This window comes from Vibrio sp. R10-SF1-ISO8 (genome assembly GCF_059833805.1).
In genome coordinates, this window is the sequence record NZ_JCBDHL010000010.1 from 467,075 (window position 1) to 481,940 (window position 14,866).

Annotated in this window: 15 protein-coding genes; 9 read left to right on the forward strand and 6 right to left on the reverse strand. The window is 46.3% G+C overall.

Annotated elements, in window-relative coordinates; genetic code table 11:
- Positions 1 to 11 precede the first annotated feature (11 nt).
- The 5 genes from hyi (at position 12) to AC6R00_RS07800 (ending at position 5,798) form a co-directional block, all read left to right on the forward strand.
- The gene (gene hyi, locus AC6R00_RS07780) at positions 12 to 788 is read left to right on the forward strand and encodes a hydroxypyruvate isomerase (protein WP_500639936.1); all 777 of its coding nucleotides are present in this window, start codon (positions 12 to 14) and stop codon (positions 786 to 788) included.
- A gap of 50 nt (positions 789 to 838) precedes the next feature.
- The gene (locus tag AC6R00_RS07785) at positions 839 to 1,735 is read left to right on the forward strand and encodes a 2-hydroxy-3-oxopropionate reductase (RefSeq protein WP_500639937.1); all 897 of its coding nucleotides are present in this window, start codon (positions 839 to 841) and stop codon (positions 1,733 to 1,735) included.
- 370 nt (positions 1,736 to 2,105) lie between these two features.
- A complete protein-coding gene (locus tag AC6R00_RS07790) occupies positions 2,106 to 3,248 on the forward strand; it encodes a sugar diacid recognition domain-containing protein (RefSeq protein WP_500639938.1) in 1,143 nt (380 codons plus the stop codon).
- Positions 3,249 to 3,386: 138 nt separating this feature from the next.
- Entirely contained in the window at positions 3,387 to 4,652 is a 1,266-nt protein-coding gene (locus tag AC6R00_RS07795; RefSeq protein ID WP_004412799.1) for a GntP family permease, read from the forward strand.
- Between the two features lie 9 nt (positions 4,653 to 4,661).
- Entirely contained in the window at positions 4,662 to 5,798 is a 1,137-nt protein-coding gene (locus AC6R00_RS07800; protein WP_500639939.1) for a glycerate kinase, read from the forward strand.
- Between the two features lie 106 nt (positions 5,799 to 5,904).
- Here the strand turns inward: AC6R00_RS07800 and trmY are convergent, their stop codons facing one another.
- The gene (gene trmY / locus AC6R00_RS07805; protein ID WP_500639940.1) at positions 5,905 to 6,504 is read right to left on the reverse strand and encodes a tRNA (pseudouridine(54)-N(1))-methyltransferase TrmY; all 600 of its coding nucleotides are present in this window, start codon (positions 6,502 to 6,504) and stop codon (positions 5,905 to 5,907) included.
- Between the two features lie 141 nt (positions 6,505 to 6,645).
- Positions 6,646 to 6,801 (reverse strand): hypothetical protein, encoded by a 156-nt coding sequence (locus AC6R00_RS07810; protein WP_004747377.1) that lies wholly within the window; start codon positions 6,799 to 6,801, stop codon positions 6,646 to 6,648.
- Positions 6,802 to 6,868: 67 nt separating this feature from the next.
- Between AC6R00_RS07810 and AC6R00_RS07815 the strand changes: the two genes are divergently transcribed.
- The 3 genes from AC6R00_RS07815 (at position 6,869) to AC6R00_RS07825 (ending at position 9,792) form a co-directional block, all read left to right on the forward strand.
- Positions 6,869 to 8,554 carry an SgrR family transcriptional regulator gene (locus AC6R00_RS07815; RefSeq protein WP_500639941.1) on the forward strand — a complete coding sequence of 562 codons (1,686 nt, stop codon included), beginning with the start codon at positions 6,869 to 6,871 and terminating at the stop codon, positions 8,552 to 8,554.
- A gap of 102 nt (positions 8,555 to 8,656) precedes the next feature.
- Complete coding sequence (locus AC6R00_RS07820) at positions 8,657 to 9,040, forward strand: DUF2784 domain-containing protein (protein WP_500639942.1); 384 nt, start codon at positions 8,657 to 8,659, stop codon at positions 9,038 to 9,040.
- Entirely contained in the window at positions 9,037 to 9,792 is a 756-nt protein-coding gene (locus AC6R00_RS07825) for an alpha/beta hydrolase (protein ID WP_500639943.1), read from the forward strand. Before AC6R00_RS07820 ends, AC6R00_RS07825 begins: the two co-directional genes overlap by 4 nt.
- Before the next feature lie 9 nt (positions 9,793 to 9,801).
- Here the strand turns inward: AC6R00_RS07825 and AC6R00_RS07830 are convergent, their stop codons facing one another.
- Entirely contained in the window at positions 9,802 to 10,866 is a 1,065-nt protein-coding gene (locus AC6R00_RS07830; RefSeq protein WP_500639944.1) for a metal-dependent hydrolase, read from the reverse strand.
- A gap of 282 nt (positions 10,867 to 11,148) precedes the next feature.
- Here AC6R00_RS07830 and AC6R00_RS07835 point away from each other — a divergent pair, with 282 nt between their 5' ends.
- The gene (locus AC6R00_RS07835) at positions 11,149 to 12,825 is read left to right on the forward strand and encodes an amidohydrolase (RefSeq protein WP_500639945.1); all 1,677 of its coding nucleotides are present in this window, start codon (positions 11,149 to 11,151) and stop codon (positions 12,823 to 12,825) included.
- 9 nt (positions 12,826 to 12,834) lie between these two features.
- Here AC6R00_RS07835 and AC6R00_RS07840 read toward each other — a convergent pair whose 3' ends face one another.
- The 3 genes from AC6R00_RS07840 to AC6R00_RS07850 are packed head-to-tail and all read right to left on the reverse strand — an operon-like array spanning position 12,835 to position 14,729.
- Complete coding sequence (locus AC6R00_RS07840; RefSeq protein ID WP_500639946.1) at positions 12,835 to 13,707, reverse strand: LysR family transcriptional regulator; 873 nt, start codon at positions 13,705 to 13,707, stop codon at positions 12,835 to 12,837.
- A 44-nt stretch (positions 13,708 to 13,751) separates the two neighbouring features.
- Positions 13,752 to 14,042 carry a putative quinol monooxygenase gene (locus AC6R00_RS07845; RefSeq protein WP_500639947.1) on the reverse strand — a complete coding sequence of 97 codons (291 nt, stop codon included), beginning with the start codon at positions 14,040 to 14,042 and terminating at the stop codon, positions 13,752 to 13,754.
- Positions 14,043 to 14,069: 27 nt separating this feature from the next.
- Positions 14,070 to 14,729 carry a nitroreductase family protein gene (locus AC6R00_RS07850; RefSeq protein WP_239854167.1) on the reverse strand — a complete coding sequence of 220 codons (660 nt, stop codon included), beginning with the start codon at positions 14,727 to 14,729 and terminating at the stop codon, positions 14,070 to 14,072.
- Between the last annotated feature and the right edge of the window lie 137 nt (positions 14,730 to 14,866).

A 14,866-nucleotide genomic window follows, 5' to 3' on the forward strand; every position in this document is an offset into this window, starting at 1 on the left:
AGGAAATCAAAATGGCAAAGTTTGCAGCAAATTTATCCATGTTGTTTACCGAATTGGACTTCGAAGATCGCTTTGAGGCCGCAGCAAAGGCGGGTTTTAGTGGCGTAGAGTATTTATTTCCTTACGCCTTAGAAGCCGCTCAAATCAAGGAGAAACTTGATGAAAACCAACTTACCCAAGTGCTGTTCAACCTTCCGGCCGGCGATTGGGAGGCGGGCGAGCGCGGTATCGCGGTGGACCCAAACCGAATTGAAGAGTTTCAAGCAGGCGTCGCCAAGGCCATTGAATACGCCAAAGTATTGGGTAATACCCAAATCAACTGCCTCGCAGGGATCGTTCCACAAGGGGTAAGCCAACATGATGCGCATGCGGCGTTTGTTATCAACCTACGTTATGCCGCGCAGGCTCTAAAAGAGGCTGGCATTCGCTTAGTGATTGAAGCCATCAATACGCGTGACATCCCGGGATTCTTCCTCAACACCACTGAGCAGGCGAAAGCGGTGATTAAAGAAGTGGGTAGTGACAATCTGTTCATTCAGTACGACATCTACCACATGCAAATCATGGAAGGGGACCTAGCGCCAACCATGACTGCCAACATCGACCAAATTGCCCATGTGCAGTTAGCCGACAACCCAGGCAGACATGAACCGGGTACTGGGGAGATTAACTACCCATTCGTCTTGAAACATCTTGATGAGCTTGGTTATCAAGGGTGGGTTGGCTGCGAGTACAAGCCGAAAACCACCACCACTGAAGGCTTAGATTGGATCAACCTATACCGCTAAGTGCGGTCTGTGCCCGCCAAAGGGTGGGCTAACGTTACGGAGAACAGAATATGAAAATTGCATTTATTGGTACAGGTATTATGGGTCGCCCAATGGCAGCGAACTTGCAAAAAGCCGGTTATGACATTGTGCTATCTGATCACTTTAATCCCGCGCCAAAAGACTTGGTGGATGCGGGAGCTCAAGTTGTTAACTCTGCGCAAGCAGCCGCTGAAGCGGCAGACGTTACTATTCTTATGGTGCCAAATACACCACAAGTAGAAGATGTGCTATTTGGTGAGAATGGTGTTGAAGCTGGCCTAAATTCGGGTGGCGCTGAAGGTAAGCTTGTGATCGACATGAGCTCAATCTCACCAATGGCAACCAAAGCGATTGCTGCGCGCATCAATGAAAGTGGTGCACAGTACCTAGACGCACCAGTGTCTGGCGGTGAAGTCGGTGCGGTTAACGCTACGCTAAGCATCATGGTGGGTGGCGCGCAAGAAGCGTTTGATAAAGCTCGCCCTCTATTTGAGGTGATGGGCAAAAACATCACGCTAGTCGGTGAAAACGGCGCAGGTCAAACTTGTAAGGTCGCCAACCAGATTATTGTGGCACTTAACATAGAAGCGGTTTCTGAAGCGCTGGTGTTTGCTTCAAAAGCGGGCGCTGATCCAGCACGTGTGCGCCAAGCGTTGCTTGGTGGGTTTGCAAGCTCTAAGATCTTGGAAGTCCACGGCGAGCGTATGATTGAAGGCACGTTTGATCCTGGCTTCAGAATCTCGTTGCACCAGAAGGACTTAGATCTAGCGCTAACGGGTGCCAAAGAGCTAGAAGTTGCACTGCCTAATACGCAAAACGCACAAGAGTTGTTTGAAGAGTGCGCGGCTCAAGGCGGACAGGACTGGGACCACTCAGCGCTGATTAAAGCGATTGAGAAGCGCTCAGGACATTCGATTCGAGATTAGGGTCTACTACCTCTAGTTTCCGTCTGGGATAGCAAGGATTCCTCTCCCTCGCTATCCCATACCAATCACGACAAGCAATTGGTGGTGATTGGTATCTATATATCAATCTTGCTGACTAGCCGTTGTGGGGGAAATCAGTCGGGTTGATATTACTTAAATCGCGTAGTTTTTCGTCTCCTTTTGTACGCGTTCCCGTTGTAAGGCAACAGGTAGAGGCTCGTTCGGGCCTCGTCTTAGCAGGCACCTCGCGTGCTTACATCGGGATTTTTCTTGGTTACTCAGCTGCAGGCACTGTTGGCGCAATAAAAGCGCGGGGGAGTTGTGCTATGTTAGCCCTAGGAAGAGTAAGGCTTCGAGTACGAGTAAAGAGATGCAGTTAAATACGTTAATCGCGAGACAAATCGTTGAGCGCGCGACAAAAATTATCCAGTTTTCTGTCAATGTGATGGATGAGAACGGGATAATTATCGGCTCAAGCGATCCAGCGCGATTGCACCGAACCCATGAAGGCGCCTTATTGGCGATACATGACAACCGAACAGTTGAAATTAATCATACGGTTGCCAGTACTCTGATTGGTGTAAAAGAAGGGATTAACTTGCCTATTTTGCATCAAGATAGTGTGATTGGTGTAGTCGGTATTTCAGGGCAGCCTGAAGAGGTCAGACGCTATGGCGAACTGGTTAAGATGACCGCTGAACTCATCGTTGAGCAAGCTGATTTAATGGCTCAGATTCAGTGGAATAAACGTCATAGAGAAGAGCTACTGCTGCAGCTAATACAGGGTTCTACCTTAAATGAAACCCAGCTGCTATCGATAGCAGAACGATTAGATTTGGATTTAGCTCAGCCAAGGATCGCTGCAACAGTTAAGGTGATACCTAAGCAAGGTCAACCTTTGACGTTAGAGCAGTTGCAGAAGCTGGTGCACCTGTTGGAGTACCCAGAGCGAGACAACATTGTAGGTATTGTGTCTGTCTCTCAAAACGAAGTTGTCGTGCTCAAGCCAGTGACCTTAGTCGACAATACATGGAGTAAAGCTGAAGAGAAAAAGCGGGTTAAACGCCTGCTTAAGCGGATCGCTCAAGAGGCGGACTTTACGGTCAAAATCGCCATGGGAGAGTATTTCCCCGGCCTTACCGGGTTATCTCGCTCTTATGAAACGGCCAAGGCGACCCTAGCTTGTAGCGATGAAAGCAAAGATGCGATCTTATTTTATCAAGAGCACAAGCTGTCGGTTCTGATTGATAATTTGAAGCAAGATGAGTGGCGTCGCAATCAGATAAGTCACCCGATTGAAGTTTTGCAGCAACACGATAGTAAAGATGTTCTGGTTAAGACGTTAAAGGAATTTTTTGCTCAGGATTGCGATCTGGCTCAAACCTGTGCAGCTCTCCATATTCACCGCAATACACTGCGTTACCGAATAGAAAAGATTGAAGAAGTTACAAGTTTAAAAATCAATAATTTAGACCATAAAGTTCAACTGTATTTAGCCCTAAAATGTGTGTGATCATTTGAAGGTTTTTGTCATTTTGCACAAAAACGTTCGTTTCAGATAATAATAAATCTGTCATTTTGCATAAAGAATTTATTTGTCTCTGCTCTTACTCTTCAGGCAGTTCACAAAATAATCGGAAATAACAACAAAATGATAGAAGTCACTACCCTTGGTGCGTTGACCGCTTTGGTCGTCGCCATCGCCCTTATTTTGAAAAAAGTGCCGCCTGCATACGGCATGATTATTGGTGCCTTAATTGGTGGTGTGGTCGGTGGTGTATCACTAACTGACACAGTTTCACTGATGATTGGTGGTGCGCAAGGTATCGTTACTGCGGTACTCCGTATTCTTGCCGCTGGTGTACTAGCGGGTGTCTTGATTGAGTCGGGTGCGGCAACGTCGATTGCCGAAACCATAGTGAAAAAAGTGGGTGAAACACGCGCGCTTCTTGCACTCGCTATCGCGACGATGATTTTGACTGCGGTTGGTGTGTTTGTCGATGTAGCTGTTATTACGGTGGCACCAATTGCACTCGCGATTGCACGCCGCGCTGATATCTCTAAGACCGCAATTTTGCTCGCCATGGTGGGCGGCGGTAAAGCGGGTAATGTGATGTCACCAAACCCGAACGCGATTGCAGCAGCCGATGCGTTTAATGTTCCACTGACATCGGTGATGGCGGCAGGTGTGATTCCTGGTTTGTGCGGCTTAGTATTGGCTTACTTCATCGCGAAAAAGCTTGTAAACAAAGGCTCTAAAGTGGATGCGTGTGAAGTGGTAGAAGTAGATCACTCGCGCCTACCCGCTTTTAAGGCAGCGATTGTTGCACCATTGGTTGCGATTGCACTGCTGTCACTGCGCCCGATAGCTGGTATTAACGTTGACCCATTAATTGCGCTTCCTTTAGGTGGCCTTATCGGCGCTGTAGTCATGGGACGCTTTGCAGATACCAATCACTTCGCTGTTGCCGGTCTTAGCCGTATGGCACCAGTCGCAGTAATGTTGCTTGGTACAGGTACATTGGCGGGCATTATTGCTAACTCTGGCCTTAAAGATGGATTGATTGATGTATTAACGGCATCTGGATTGCCTTCATTCTTACTGGCACCAATTTCAGGTGCAATGATGGCACTGGCAACAGCGTCAACAACGGCGGGTACGGCAGTCGCTTCAAGTGTGTTTAGCGGCACAATTTTAGAACTCGGAGTGCCAGCTTTAGCAGGTGCTGCAATGATTCATTCGGGAGCGACAGTTCTTGATCACATGCCTCATGGCAGCTTCTTCCATGCAACGGGTGGTGCGGTGCACATGGATATTCGCGAACGTCTGAAGTTGATTCCATACGAGTCTGCGGTAGGTCTAATGATCGCCTTCGTCTCGACCATGATGTTCGGTGTGTTTGGTTTATTTGTTTAAGGAATGAAAATGAAGATTGTAATTGCTCCTGATTCGTACAAAGAAAGTTTAACTGCTATGGAAGTGGCGACTGCGATTGAAAACGGCTTTAAAAAAGTAATGCCAGACGCAGAGTTTGTTAAGTTGCCAATGGCTGATGGCGGTGAAGGTACCGTGCAGTCATTAGTTGATGCAACGGGTGGTCGCATTGTAACGGCTACAGTGACAGGACCGTTAGGTCAGCCTGTTGAAGGTTTCTATGGCTTGTTGGGCGATGGCTCTACAGCCGTGATTGAGATGGCCGCGGCATCGGGTTTACACCTTGTTGAACCCGCGAAGCGTAATCCACTGTTAACGACGACCTATGGGACTGGCGAACTGATTAAAGCAGCACTTGATGCTGGGGTGAAACATATCATTGTAGGCATTGGTGGCAGTGCGACCAATGATGGTGGTATTGGTATGGCCCAAGCGTTAGGGGCTCGCTTGCAAGACGAACAAGGCGCTGATCTAGCTTATGGGGGCGGAGCGCTTGAGAAGCTTGCTAGCATTGATTTGTCTGGTCTAGATAGCCGCCTAGCTGATGTTAAGTTAGAGGTGGCGTGTGATGTTGATAATCCACTGTGTGGCCCGAAAGGCGCATCTCATATCTTTGGCCCGCAAAAAGGCGCAACGCCTGAAATGGTAGAGCAGCTAGACAGTAACCTAGCTCACTACGCTGAGGTGATTCGCCAAACTAACGGTAAAGAAGTGATAGACCAAGCTGGCGCAGGTGCTGCGGGTGGCCTTGGAGCGGCTCTACTTGGTCTGTTTGATGCGAGCCTACGCCCAGGTATCAGCATTGTCATGGATGCAGTCAATCTGGCCGAAGTGGTAAAAGATGCGGATTTAGTGATTACTGGTGAAGGTCGTATCGATAGCCAAACCATTCATGGCAAAACACCAATCGGTGTCGCTCGCACTGCCAAACAGTACGACTTGCCTGTGATTGGTATTGCGGGAAGTATCGCGCAAGATTGCCACGTTGTGCATGAACACGGCATTGATGCCGTCTACAGCGTAGTGCTGGGAGCAACCGATCTGCCGACTGCGCTTAAAGAAGCGGCATTCAATGTCGAGATGACCTCACGTAACGTTGCCGCTGCACTGGCAATGACGCTAGAATAACTTCCCTTTACACTGTAAACGGCCGCTAGTTAGCGGCCGTTTTTGTATTTAATGAAGTTCGAGTTATAGAGGCAACTGGCACCTATATGAACTCTAACTAACTGCGTTACCCGCGTCGATCAAACTCATTATGAATGAGTACGATACATTGAGACGCAAACAGCATTTGAGGCCCAAGGCTGACCTTTTGCGTGCCTAAACGCTTAAGACTGTTCCAACTCTTTTTCGGCATTGGAATGTGGTCGGTTAGGATAAAACAAGCATTGCCATCAAACGGCTCGTCACGAATGTCCGTGCCCTTTTTATCAAGTAAGTAGAGCGTATAGTCTTCTGCCAAGCGCTGAACCAGTTTTTCAAAGCTGATGGTTTCGACACTTAAGCCGCTTGCCACATTGCGCAGCTCTTCTTTTTTCATGCCGACAGAGTGCTCCAATGCTTTCGCAATTAAAGCGATTAACGCCGATTCATGAAAGCCACCAATGTTGGAAAGCTGAGTGGACTCAAAGCATAGAGTGCGCGAAAAGTCCGCAGTACTTTCAATGACCAGATAGACCTTCACGTCATCTCGATGAGATTGAGCAGTGAAAATCGCATTCATCAAAACATGAGCAAGAATTTCGGAATGAGCGTCGCCACCGACTCCCTCAACGAAAACCTTATGGTCAGTCGAAGCTGCGCGGGCACGGATTACAAAGGCTTTATTCATAGATAACCATTAGAGCGAAAATTGCCCCTTATATTAACGATGTACAACGCCCTGTCTATTTGCAATTTGATTTATTTGCATCCAAGTGTTGGGTTGGTTGCTCTAGGCGCTCAAAAGTGACGACTCCAAAATACGAAACTCTTAAAACAACATCCCAACAAACAAGCCGATGAAAAATACACATAAAACATGCATTGCAGCGGGTGGTACTTTGTCCGTAATGGGTTGTTTTACTTCTGGGTTGACTAAATAGTCCTTACCATTCAATGTGTAAAGTGCATAGCCTAAAGGGTCCATAAAATCTCTCCTGCTTTCTCTGTCTCTGCTGGTTATTATTGTTGAATAAACAGGAAGTAATAATGATATGGTAGAAAATCAAAGTTCACCTTTTATCACTCAGATCCACTTGCAGCGATTGCAGCAGCTGAGTCGTTACTATTCGCTGAATATCGCAGCAACAACCGATGTCCAGAGTTTAGCTGAGCAACTTAGCTGTTCTGAGCGTAATATTGCCAAGCTAATGAAAACCTTAGCGAGTATTGGTTGGATTTCGTGGAAGCCGGGTAGAGGTCGGGGTAACAAGTCAGAGATAACCTTGCTCGATGGTTTTGAGTCCGCATTGATGAGTGTTCTTGAGCAGCATTGTCACAAAGGGCATTTGAGTGAAGCGGCAAGGTACGCGGATCTGTTTGGTTATGAGGAGATGTTTCGCAAAAAGCTACCAAGTTGGCTGACGCAGGCACAGGAAAGCTTAAAAAACCTGAACACCCTAGTGACCTTAGTTCCTTATTCTCTTCCTATTATGCACCCATTGTGGGCTTATAGATCCAGTTCACGACTGTACATTGAAGCCATGTTCGATACGTTACTTAAGTACGACAATGAAACAGGAGCGATACGGCCACATCTAGCACACCACTACGAGTTTAGAGAAAATGAACTGTGGCTAAGGATTAGACCCGATGTCTATTTTCACAATGGTGAAAAGCTGACTGCTCAGCACGTCGCAAAATGTATCGAAGACCGAGTGAGTAAGCCGCACAACTACCAAATCCTCTATCGCCATATCTTGGAAGTGGTGGCCGAAGGGTTATGGGTGGTGATCAAGATGTCTCAGCGCCATGAGTCGATTCTACATCTACTGTCCGAGGCCCATGCTCCAATCTATTTAGACAGCCCAGAGCAGGAGATTCCTTATGGGACGGGACCTTATGCACTTGAAGTCAGCTCGGAACATCATTGGATATTGGCGAAGAATCCTAATTACTTCTCAGCAGGTGGTTTTATCGACCGGGCGGAGTTTTGGACGAGTGATGACGCAGATAGCAGTGTTCAAGGGCATATCGTACATCATCGATGCCCAGCCTCTCCAAGCGGAGGTGTTGACAAGATCTCATTGCAAACAGGCTGTGATGTGATCGAATTTAAACATCATCAATCAGAACTGTCGATGGACGAAAAAGCATGGATTTTTCACCAAGCGCGAGAGTTCTGTCGACAACAAGCCAGTGACTACATTCCTATTGCCAACTCCATCACTGGTTATCATCAAAACAAAGGTGTGTTTCTTTATCACCCGAATCAAAGTAAGCCTACTCGACCACTGAGAGTGTGTATTTCAGGTCAGACTGAGCCTAGGTTAAAACTGATTGAGCACCTTAGACAGCAAGGTGCTGAGATTGAGCTCTTCCCTCTAGAGCATTTGAAGCAGACATGGATTGATTTTGCCGTTGGAGGGTATGTTTTTCCTAACAACACTGTGTTTGGCTATTACAAATGGTTGCTCACTAGCTTGGCGTTCGCTTCTTGCCTTTCAGCAGAGCAGCAGCAAGCGTTTCTCTCTATTGTTGATCAACTGATGTTGGCAAGTGATACCGAGCAAGACTTCCTCAATGAGCTTTATCGCTGTGAGGATTGGCTGATTCAGAATGGTGTGTTTGTGCCTTTGTGGCGCGACTCTGAGAGTTACGATGTCGCCAACTCTCTGCACGGTTTGGAGACAGACAGTGCAGGAATTTTATCGCTACAAAGACTCTGGTTTGATAGCTGAACTATTGTTTGTTCATCGGAGCATTACTTTAAACTCCCAAATATGTAGATAACACTAATTGTATCGGTAAGCTATTTTTGACCTAGGGAAGGGTGAAAAAATATGATTTATCGAACGTTGGCTGATCTAGTCGTCATACTTCATCTGTTGTTTATTATCTTCGCCTTGCTTGGAGGCATGCTAGTGCTTTGGCGTCGGTATATGATGTATGTCCATATTCCGGCGGCCTTATGGGCTGTAGCGATAAGTGTTAATGGCTGGATTTGTCCTTTGACACCACTAGAAAACAAACTCAGGTTTTCTGCAGGTGTTGAAGGTTATCCGGGGGGATTTGTTGAGCACTATGTCGTTCCCATAATTTATCCGCCTGGATTGAGTTCTGACATTCAGGTTTTTCTCGGTGTGGCGGCAGTGGGAATAAATATCGTGGTTTATGGATTTGTCTATTGGCGGCATAAGATCAAGCCTTGTGGGAGGCAAGAATGAAAAGCTTGCTAATTACTGTAGTAGTGAGCTACTTGCTTATTGCGCTGACTATCTACTCCTTGCAACGTCGCCTTATGTATTTCCCTCAGCCCGTCAGCAATGTCTATGGCGAGATGAATACCAGCTTCGTTGTTGATGGTGTCCAACGGCCTGGTTGGGTGCTCAATGACGGTCAAGATAAGGCGCTAATCTATTATGGTGGCAACGCAGAAAGTATCGAGGCCAATATTCCTCTATTCACGTCAGTGGCCCCAAACTATACCATCTACTTAGTTCCTTACCGTGGCTACGGTAATGATTCAGGTGTACCGACGGAAAAGGCATTGTATAGCGATGCCATGCAGATTTTTCAGTCAGTGGAAAGCAAACATAATTCCATATCATTAATGGGTCGAAGTCTGGGATCTGGTATCGCGACACATATCGCTGCTCATAGACAGGTAGACAAGCTCATACTGGTGACGCCATTTGATAGTATCGAAAACGTCGTCAAAGATATCTATTGGATGTTCCCAGTTTCTTGGTTGCTCAAAGATAAATACAAATCCGCAGATAGGGTGAAAGACATTACGGCTAAAACCTATATCTTTATTGCAGAACAGGATCGAGTGATCACACGAGCAAGAACCGAGCAGTTAGTTTCTAAGTTTAGCGATCAGCTGAGAGACGTTATCGTCATACCTAGTGCCAACCACAACACGATTTCACAGTTTCCCTCTTATGAGATGGAGCTCAATCGAGTTTTGAGGTAACCGCACTCGCTAGCTACTGCCAAATGGTACCTTGCTTTCCTGAGTTGGTTGATCTTCAGGTGGGGCTGTCGTGTGTAAGTTTGCGTCAATCGTTTGATCCCCTTTTAGTCGCTCCCAAAGTTGACCAATCTGCGCCAAGCTCCTTTCACTCGGGTAACGCTGAGTTGTATCGAGTAGTCGCCAGTCACCACTCTCATTCATATGAGCGAAGATAAATTCGAACGGCAGGTTATCTGACATCCCCAAGCGAAGGTCAGTGACAATCAAAGCGTCATTTTCAACTCGATAATTTACGTAGTTATGCGCAAAAGCTTGTAGCCCTTTTAATGTTTCGGATTTCTCTTTCATTGGCCATTGCCCTAATGGACGTGACACAAAATTTATATGAGATTGCCCGTCTAATATCGAGGCTAAGCCTTCCCAATATTGTCCTTCATCCATAACAATGACTCGCCATAACAGCGTATTAAAAGGGGTTGGTGTAATCAGAACTTGTTGGCTAGGAAGGTTTTGTGACACCAAGTTATCTTCAACTCGAGCCGCAACGAACTGTTGGGAAGCATAGCCCCACCCCAAATAAAGCGTGGAGGTGAGCAGCATAGATAAACACCACCTGCTACCTCTAGAGTTTGAGAACAGGCTTACACCAATTGCGACTAATAGAGGAACGGTGTAAATAGGGTCAATGATGAATACACTGTTGAGTGAAAAGTAACCTTGTATTGGCCATATAAGTTGCGTGCCATAAGTCGTCATTGCGTCTAGCAGAGCGTGGGTGACCAACACACTCGCAGTGAGTAAAAAGGTGCGGGAGAAATTCCAGAAAGCATCGGGTTTTAAGCGACAATACAGCCAAGAAACAATCCAAGAAAATGGCAACAAAACCAGCAGAGAGTGACTAAAACCGCGGTGTTTAATGGTGTTTTGCACTGCATCGCCATAATCTAATATGACATCGAGATCAGGTAAGGTACCTAGCGCGGCTCCGATTAACAGCACTTTTGCATTACACTTTTTGCCTGCAATGGCACCTGCTACTGTTGCACCTAACGCTGCTTGAGTAATTGAATCCATTTATAATTATCTCTTCACTGGTCTCCCATCCCTTTGGGCTTATCTTTAAGAGCCAAGATGACAGGGGTGAGTATCTACTCGTTTATTTTTATCTACTTACTTTGGCAGCTACTTAGATCAATTGCGATAAAAATCTAAAAAGAATCTTGGAGCAGTTCAAACTGACTATCCCAATTCTCTGATAGTGACTATTTTTCTATCAATCTAATCACTTGTTAGGCTATGCGTATTCACTCACCCTATACTGAGAAGCGTTAGGGAAGAATAAAAAGGAACAAGCCAATGAAACGAGCTTTCACTCTGACATTACTCGCGAGCTTATCAATGAGTACTCATACTTTTGCAGCAGACAGTGCGGATATGGTGTTAACTAACGCCAAGATTTATGGTCACCAATCGGCAGATTCGATCGCCATCGCCAACGGAAAAATTCTTTATATTGGCCAAAGCGCTGAATCAGATAAATTCACCAATCGTTATACCGAAGTGGTTGACTTAGAAGGCGCTTATGTAATGCCTGGCTTTGTCGATAACCATAACCATGTCTTTGAAGCAGCATCAGAAGCGGGCGGGCAATGTGAAGTGAGCATGGATGCAGGATTAGAGGATCAAATCCCTTACCTTAAGGCGTGTCGCAAAGACGCGACCAAGGGGGAGTGGGTGATGGGCTACGGCTTTTCGATCGAAGCACTTCTTGCTGAAGGCAATGAGAGAACCCCACTTGAAGTGATTGATTCCGTTTTCCCAGATCAGCCAGTCATTATTATGGAGCAAACGTCTCACTCTATGTGGGTTAACTCGGTGGCTTTAGAGCTCGCTGGTATCACTAAAAGCTCACTTGAGCCACAAGGTGGTAAGATCCTAAAAGATGAGTACACCGGTGAGCTCAATGGCATTTTGTTTGATAATGCGGGCGATATCGTGATGGAAATGGCTTGGAACAGCTTAGAAGAGCAGTTTGACCAAAGCTATGAAGGGCTTATGGCGGGGCTAGAAGAAGCAAGAGCTCACGGTATTACCACGATCGGTGATGGTCGCCTATATTGGAAGCGCGGCTGGTATGAAGTATGGCAAGAAGCAGAAAAGCGCGGGGATCTCACGGCGCGTGTCTCGCTTAGGCCTTGGATTTATCCTACGGACAGTATGCAGCCTCAATTGTCGTTCTTAAGCGAGATATATTCAGCGGATACGTCAGGGTTGTTGCTGGTTGATCAAGTCAAAATGTACAGCGATGGTATTTTGGTCAATGGTACCGCCAAGACGCTCGCCCCTTATCTTGATACCTATATTCCAGATGAACCGTATGGCATTAACTATATTCCACCACAAGCGATGGAGACGTGGTTAAAAGCACTAGATAAGATTGGCTACGGTGCTCATATCCATGCGATTGGTGATGGAGCGATTCGCGAGTCGTTGAACGCGATCGAAGCAATGCGCAGCCAAGGTGGCGATAGAGATTACACCCTAACTCACGTTGAGTTAGTCAATTCTAAAGATGTACCACGTTTTGCTAAATTAGATGTGACCGCGGACTTCCAAGTAGGCTCTGATTACGTCGCTTACCACGACCACCAGTGGGCAGAAGCCTTCTTAGGTGCTAAACGCACAAGAGCCTTGATGAACCTAAAAGCTATCTTCGATACAGGTGCTAACGTATCGTTAAGCAGTGACTGGAACGTTCACGACATCAACCCTCTGGTGGGGATCGCTAACAGTGTGATTATGGGAAAAACAGGTTTACCGAGCGTTAAAGACGCCATAGAGGCCTATACGATTAATGCCGCTGCTAGTCTAGGTATTGATGAGGTAACGGGCTCGATTGAGCTAGGTAAGTCGGCTGATTTTGCCGTGCTTTCTCATGACATTACCCAACTTTCACCAGAAAAGATAAAAGCCACTGATATTTGGATGACGATCCTAAAAGGTAAGATAGTGTTTGATTTAGATCAGCAGTAACCACTCGCATTATCTAAATTGGTGCAGGTTTTTAATCGCCTCAATCACCTTGTTTCCGGTCTCTGATAATGTGAGGCTGGAACGCCAGTTTATTTCAACACGGCGTGGGATCGCGCTTTGCTCAAAATCAGAGTCAAGAGCGACGAGAGAGCCCGATTTAAGCTGTTGATGGAGATTATCAAGAGGCAAGAAAGCAAATCCTTGGCCGTTTTCTAGCAATCGAATGAGTAGCGTTAGATCATTGATCACGGCATAGTCGGGGCTAAAGCCTTCTCCCTCTTCTTCTCCAAGTTCCCCCCAAATCAACTCTTTGAACAGGCTTAAATCATCAACAGAGATAGGCTGCAATTTCGTTAGAGGCAGCGAACGATGGCAGACCAAGCCTTCTTGGTAGCAGCCTAATTTAGCGTATTCCACTTCAGTTTGATGCAGTTGTCCTGATTCATGGCGAATGATGATATCTGTGTCGCCACTGTGCAGATTTTCGCTGAGTTCTTGAAACTCTGCTCGGTAAATCTCTAGGCACACGTTTGGCAGTTGAAACAGGGCAGTGATTGCATTGGTTAACGGGGATTCAGGAATATAGTGCTCAAGTCCGATGCGAATGGATGTTGGCTCTCCTTGGCTCAGTGCTGCTGCTCGATGGTTGAGTTTATCAAGTTGCGCAAGGGTATGAGTCAGGGAAGGGAGGAGTTGTTCACCTTGAGCGCTTAGGGTGCTTTTGTTGCCTGTTCGATCGAAAAAGCTGACACCTAGATCAATCTCAAGGTCAGAGATCCACTGACTGACCTGAGACTGTTTTTTACCTAACTTGCGCGCCGCAGCGGACATCGACCCCAGCTCGATGGCAAGTAAAAGTGCTTTGAGGTGAGTGACATTCATAAGGCGGAGCTCCGGTTGGAAAAAACACCGCCTATTATCCTCGATTACGCAATGTGCGTCATCTTGTTGAGGGTAAAACTCTCGATCGCACCCTCTACCGCTGCTGAGTATGCCGCTATATGCTCGCTTGCCAAATGTGTATCAAGCGCGGCTTCCGACTCCCAGTTCTCGTGGAATACAAAGTGAGCTGGGTTTTGATTGTCTTGGTGCAAGTCATAGTTAATACAACCCTGCTCAACACGAGTCTTGTCGATTAGCTTGATAAGCTCAGATTTGACTAGCTCTACTTGACCGTCTTTAGCAATGATATTGGCAATGATGGTTAACTTTGTCATGGTTGATGTCACTCTCTCAATTAGTTTTTAAAGTGTGGTGATTACGTCATCCATTGGAAGACGCGCTTTTGGCAAACCATGGTTATAGTCTTCACCTTCTTTGTGGTAACCCATAGCCAAAGCAAAATCACACACGTAACCGTCTAGCTCATCTTTGAAGACTTCTCCGATTAGCTCAGGATCAACCCCTTCCATTGGAGTAGATGCAATGCCCATACGCGCAAGAGTGTGCAGCGTGTTGCCCAAAGCAATATAGGTTTGAGCTTTAGTCCAGTTACCGTTAAAGCCAGTTTCATCTGTATTTAGCTCAGCAAAACCGTAAGCGCCGTTTAGCATGTCGTTGTAGCGCTCTGCTGGTAAGTGTCCAGAAGTCACTTCTGCATCGACAACTTTTGCGTATTGCTCTTTAGTAAAGTGCGGGTTATGAGCAAACAAAATAGTGTGTGATGCTTCTTTTGCATGCGGTTGGTTGAACTGGTGCATGTTAGCAAACGTGTTGTGGAAGCGCTGTTTGGCTTCATCGCTCTCAAGTACGATAAATTTCCAAGGCTGAGAGTTGATTGACGATGCAGATAAGCGGATAGCTTCTTTAATTACCTGCATATCTTCTACAGAAATGCGTTTTGTTGCGTCGTACTTTTTCGCTGTGTAACGAGTGTTTAAGTCTTTGATGATTGGATGAGTCATGTTGGCTCCTAACTATCTAAAAATTACGAATTCAGTTGGGTTTGATGTTCGGTGCGTCAACAATTAACGTGTAGTTGGAACATGCCCCAATTATCGAAAATCCGCTCTAGCTCATGTCGATGGGGCTAATTTAGTGC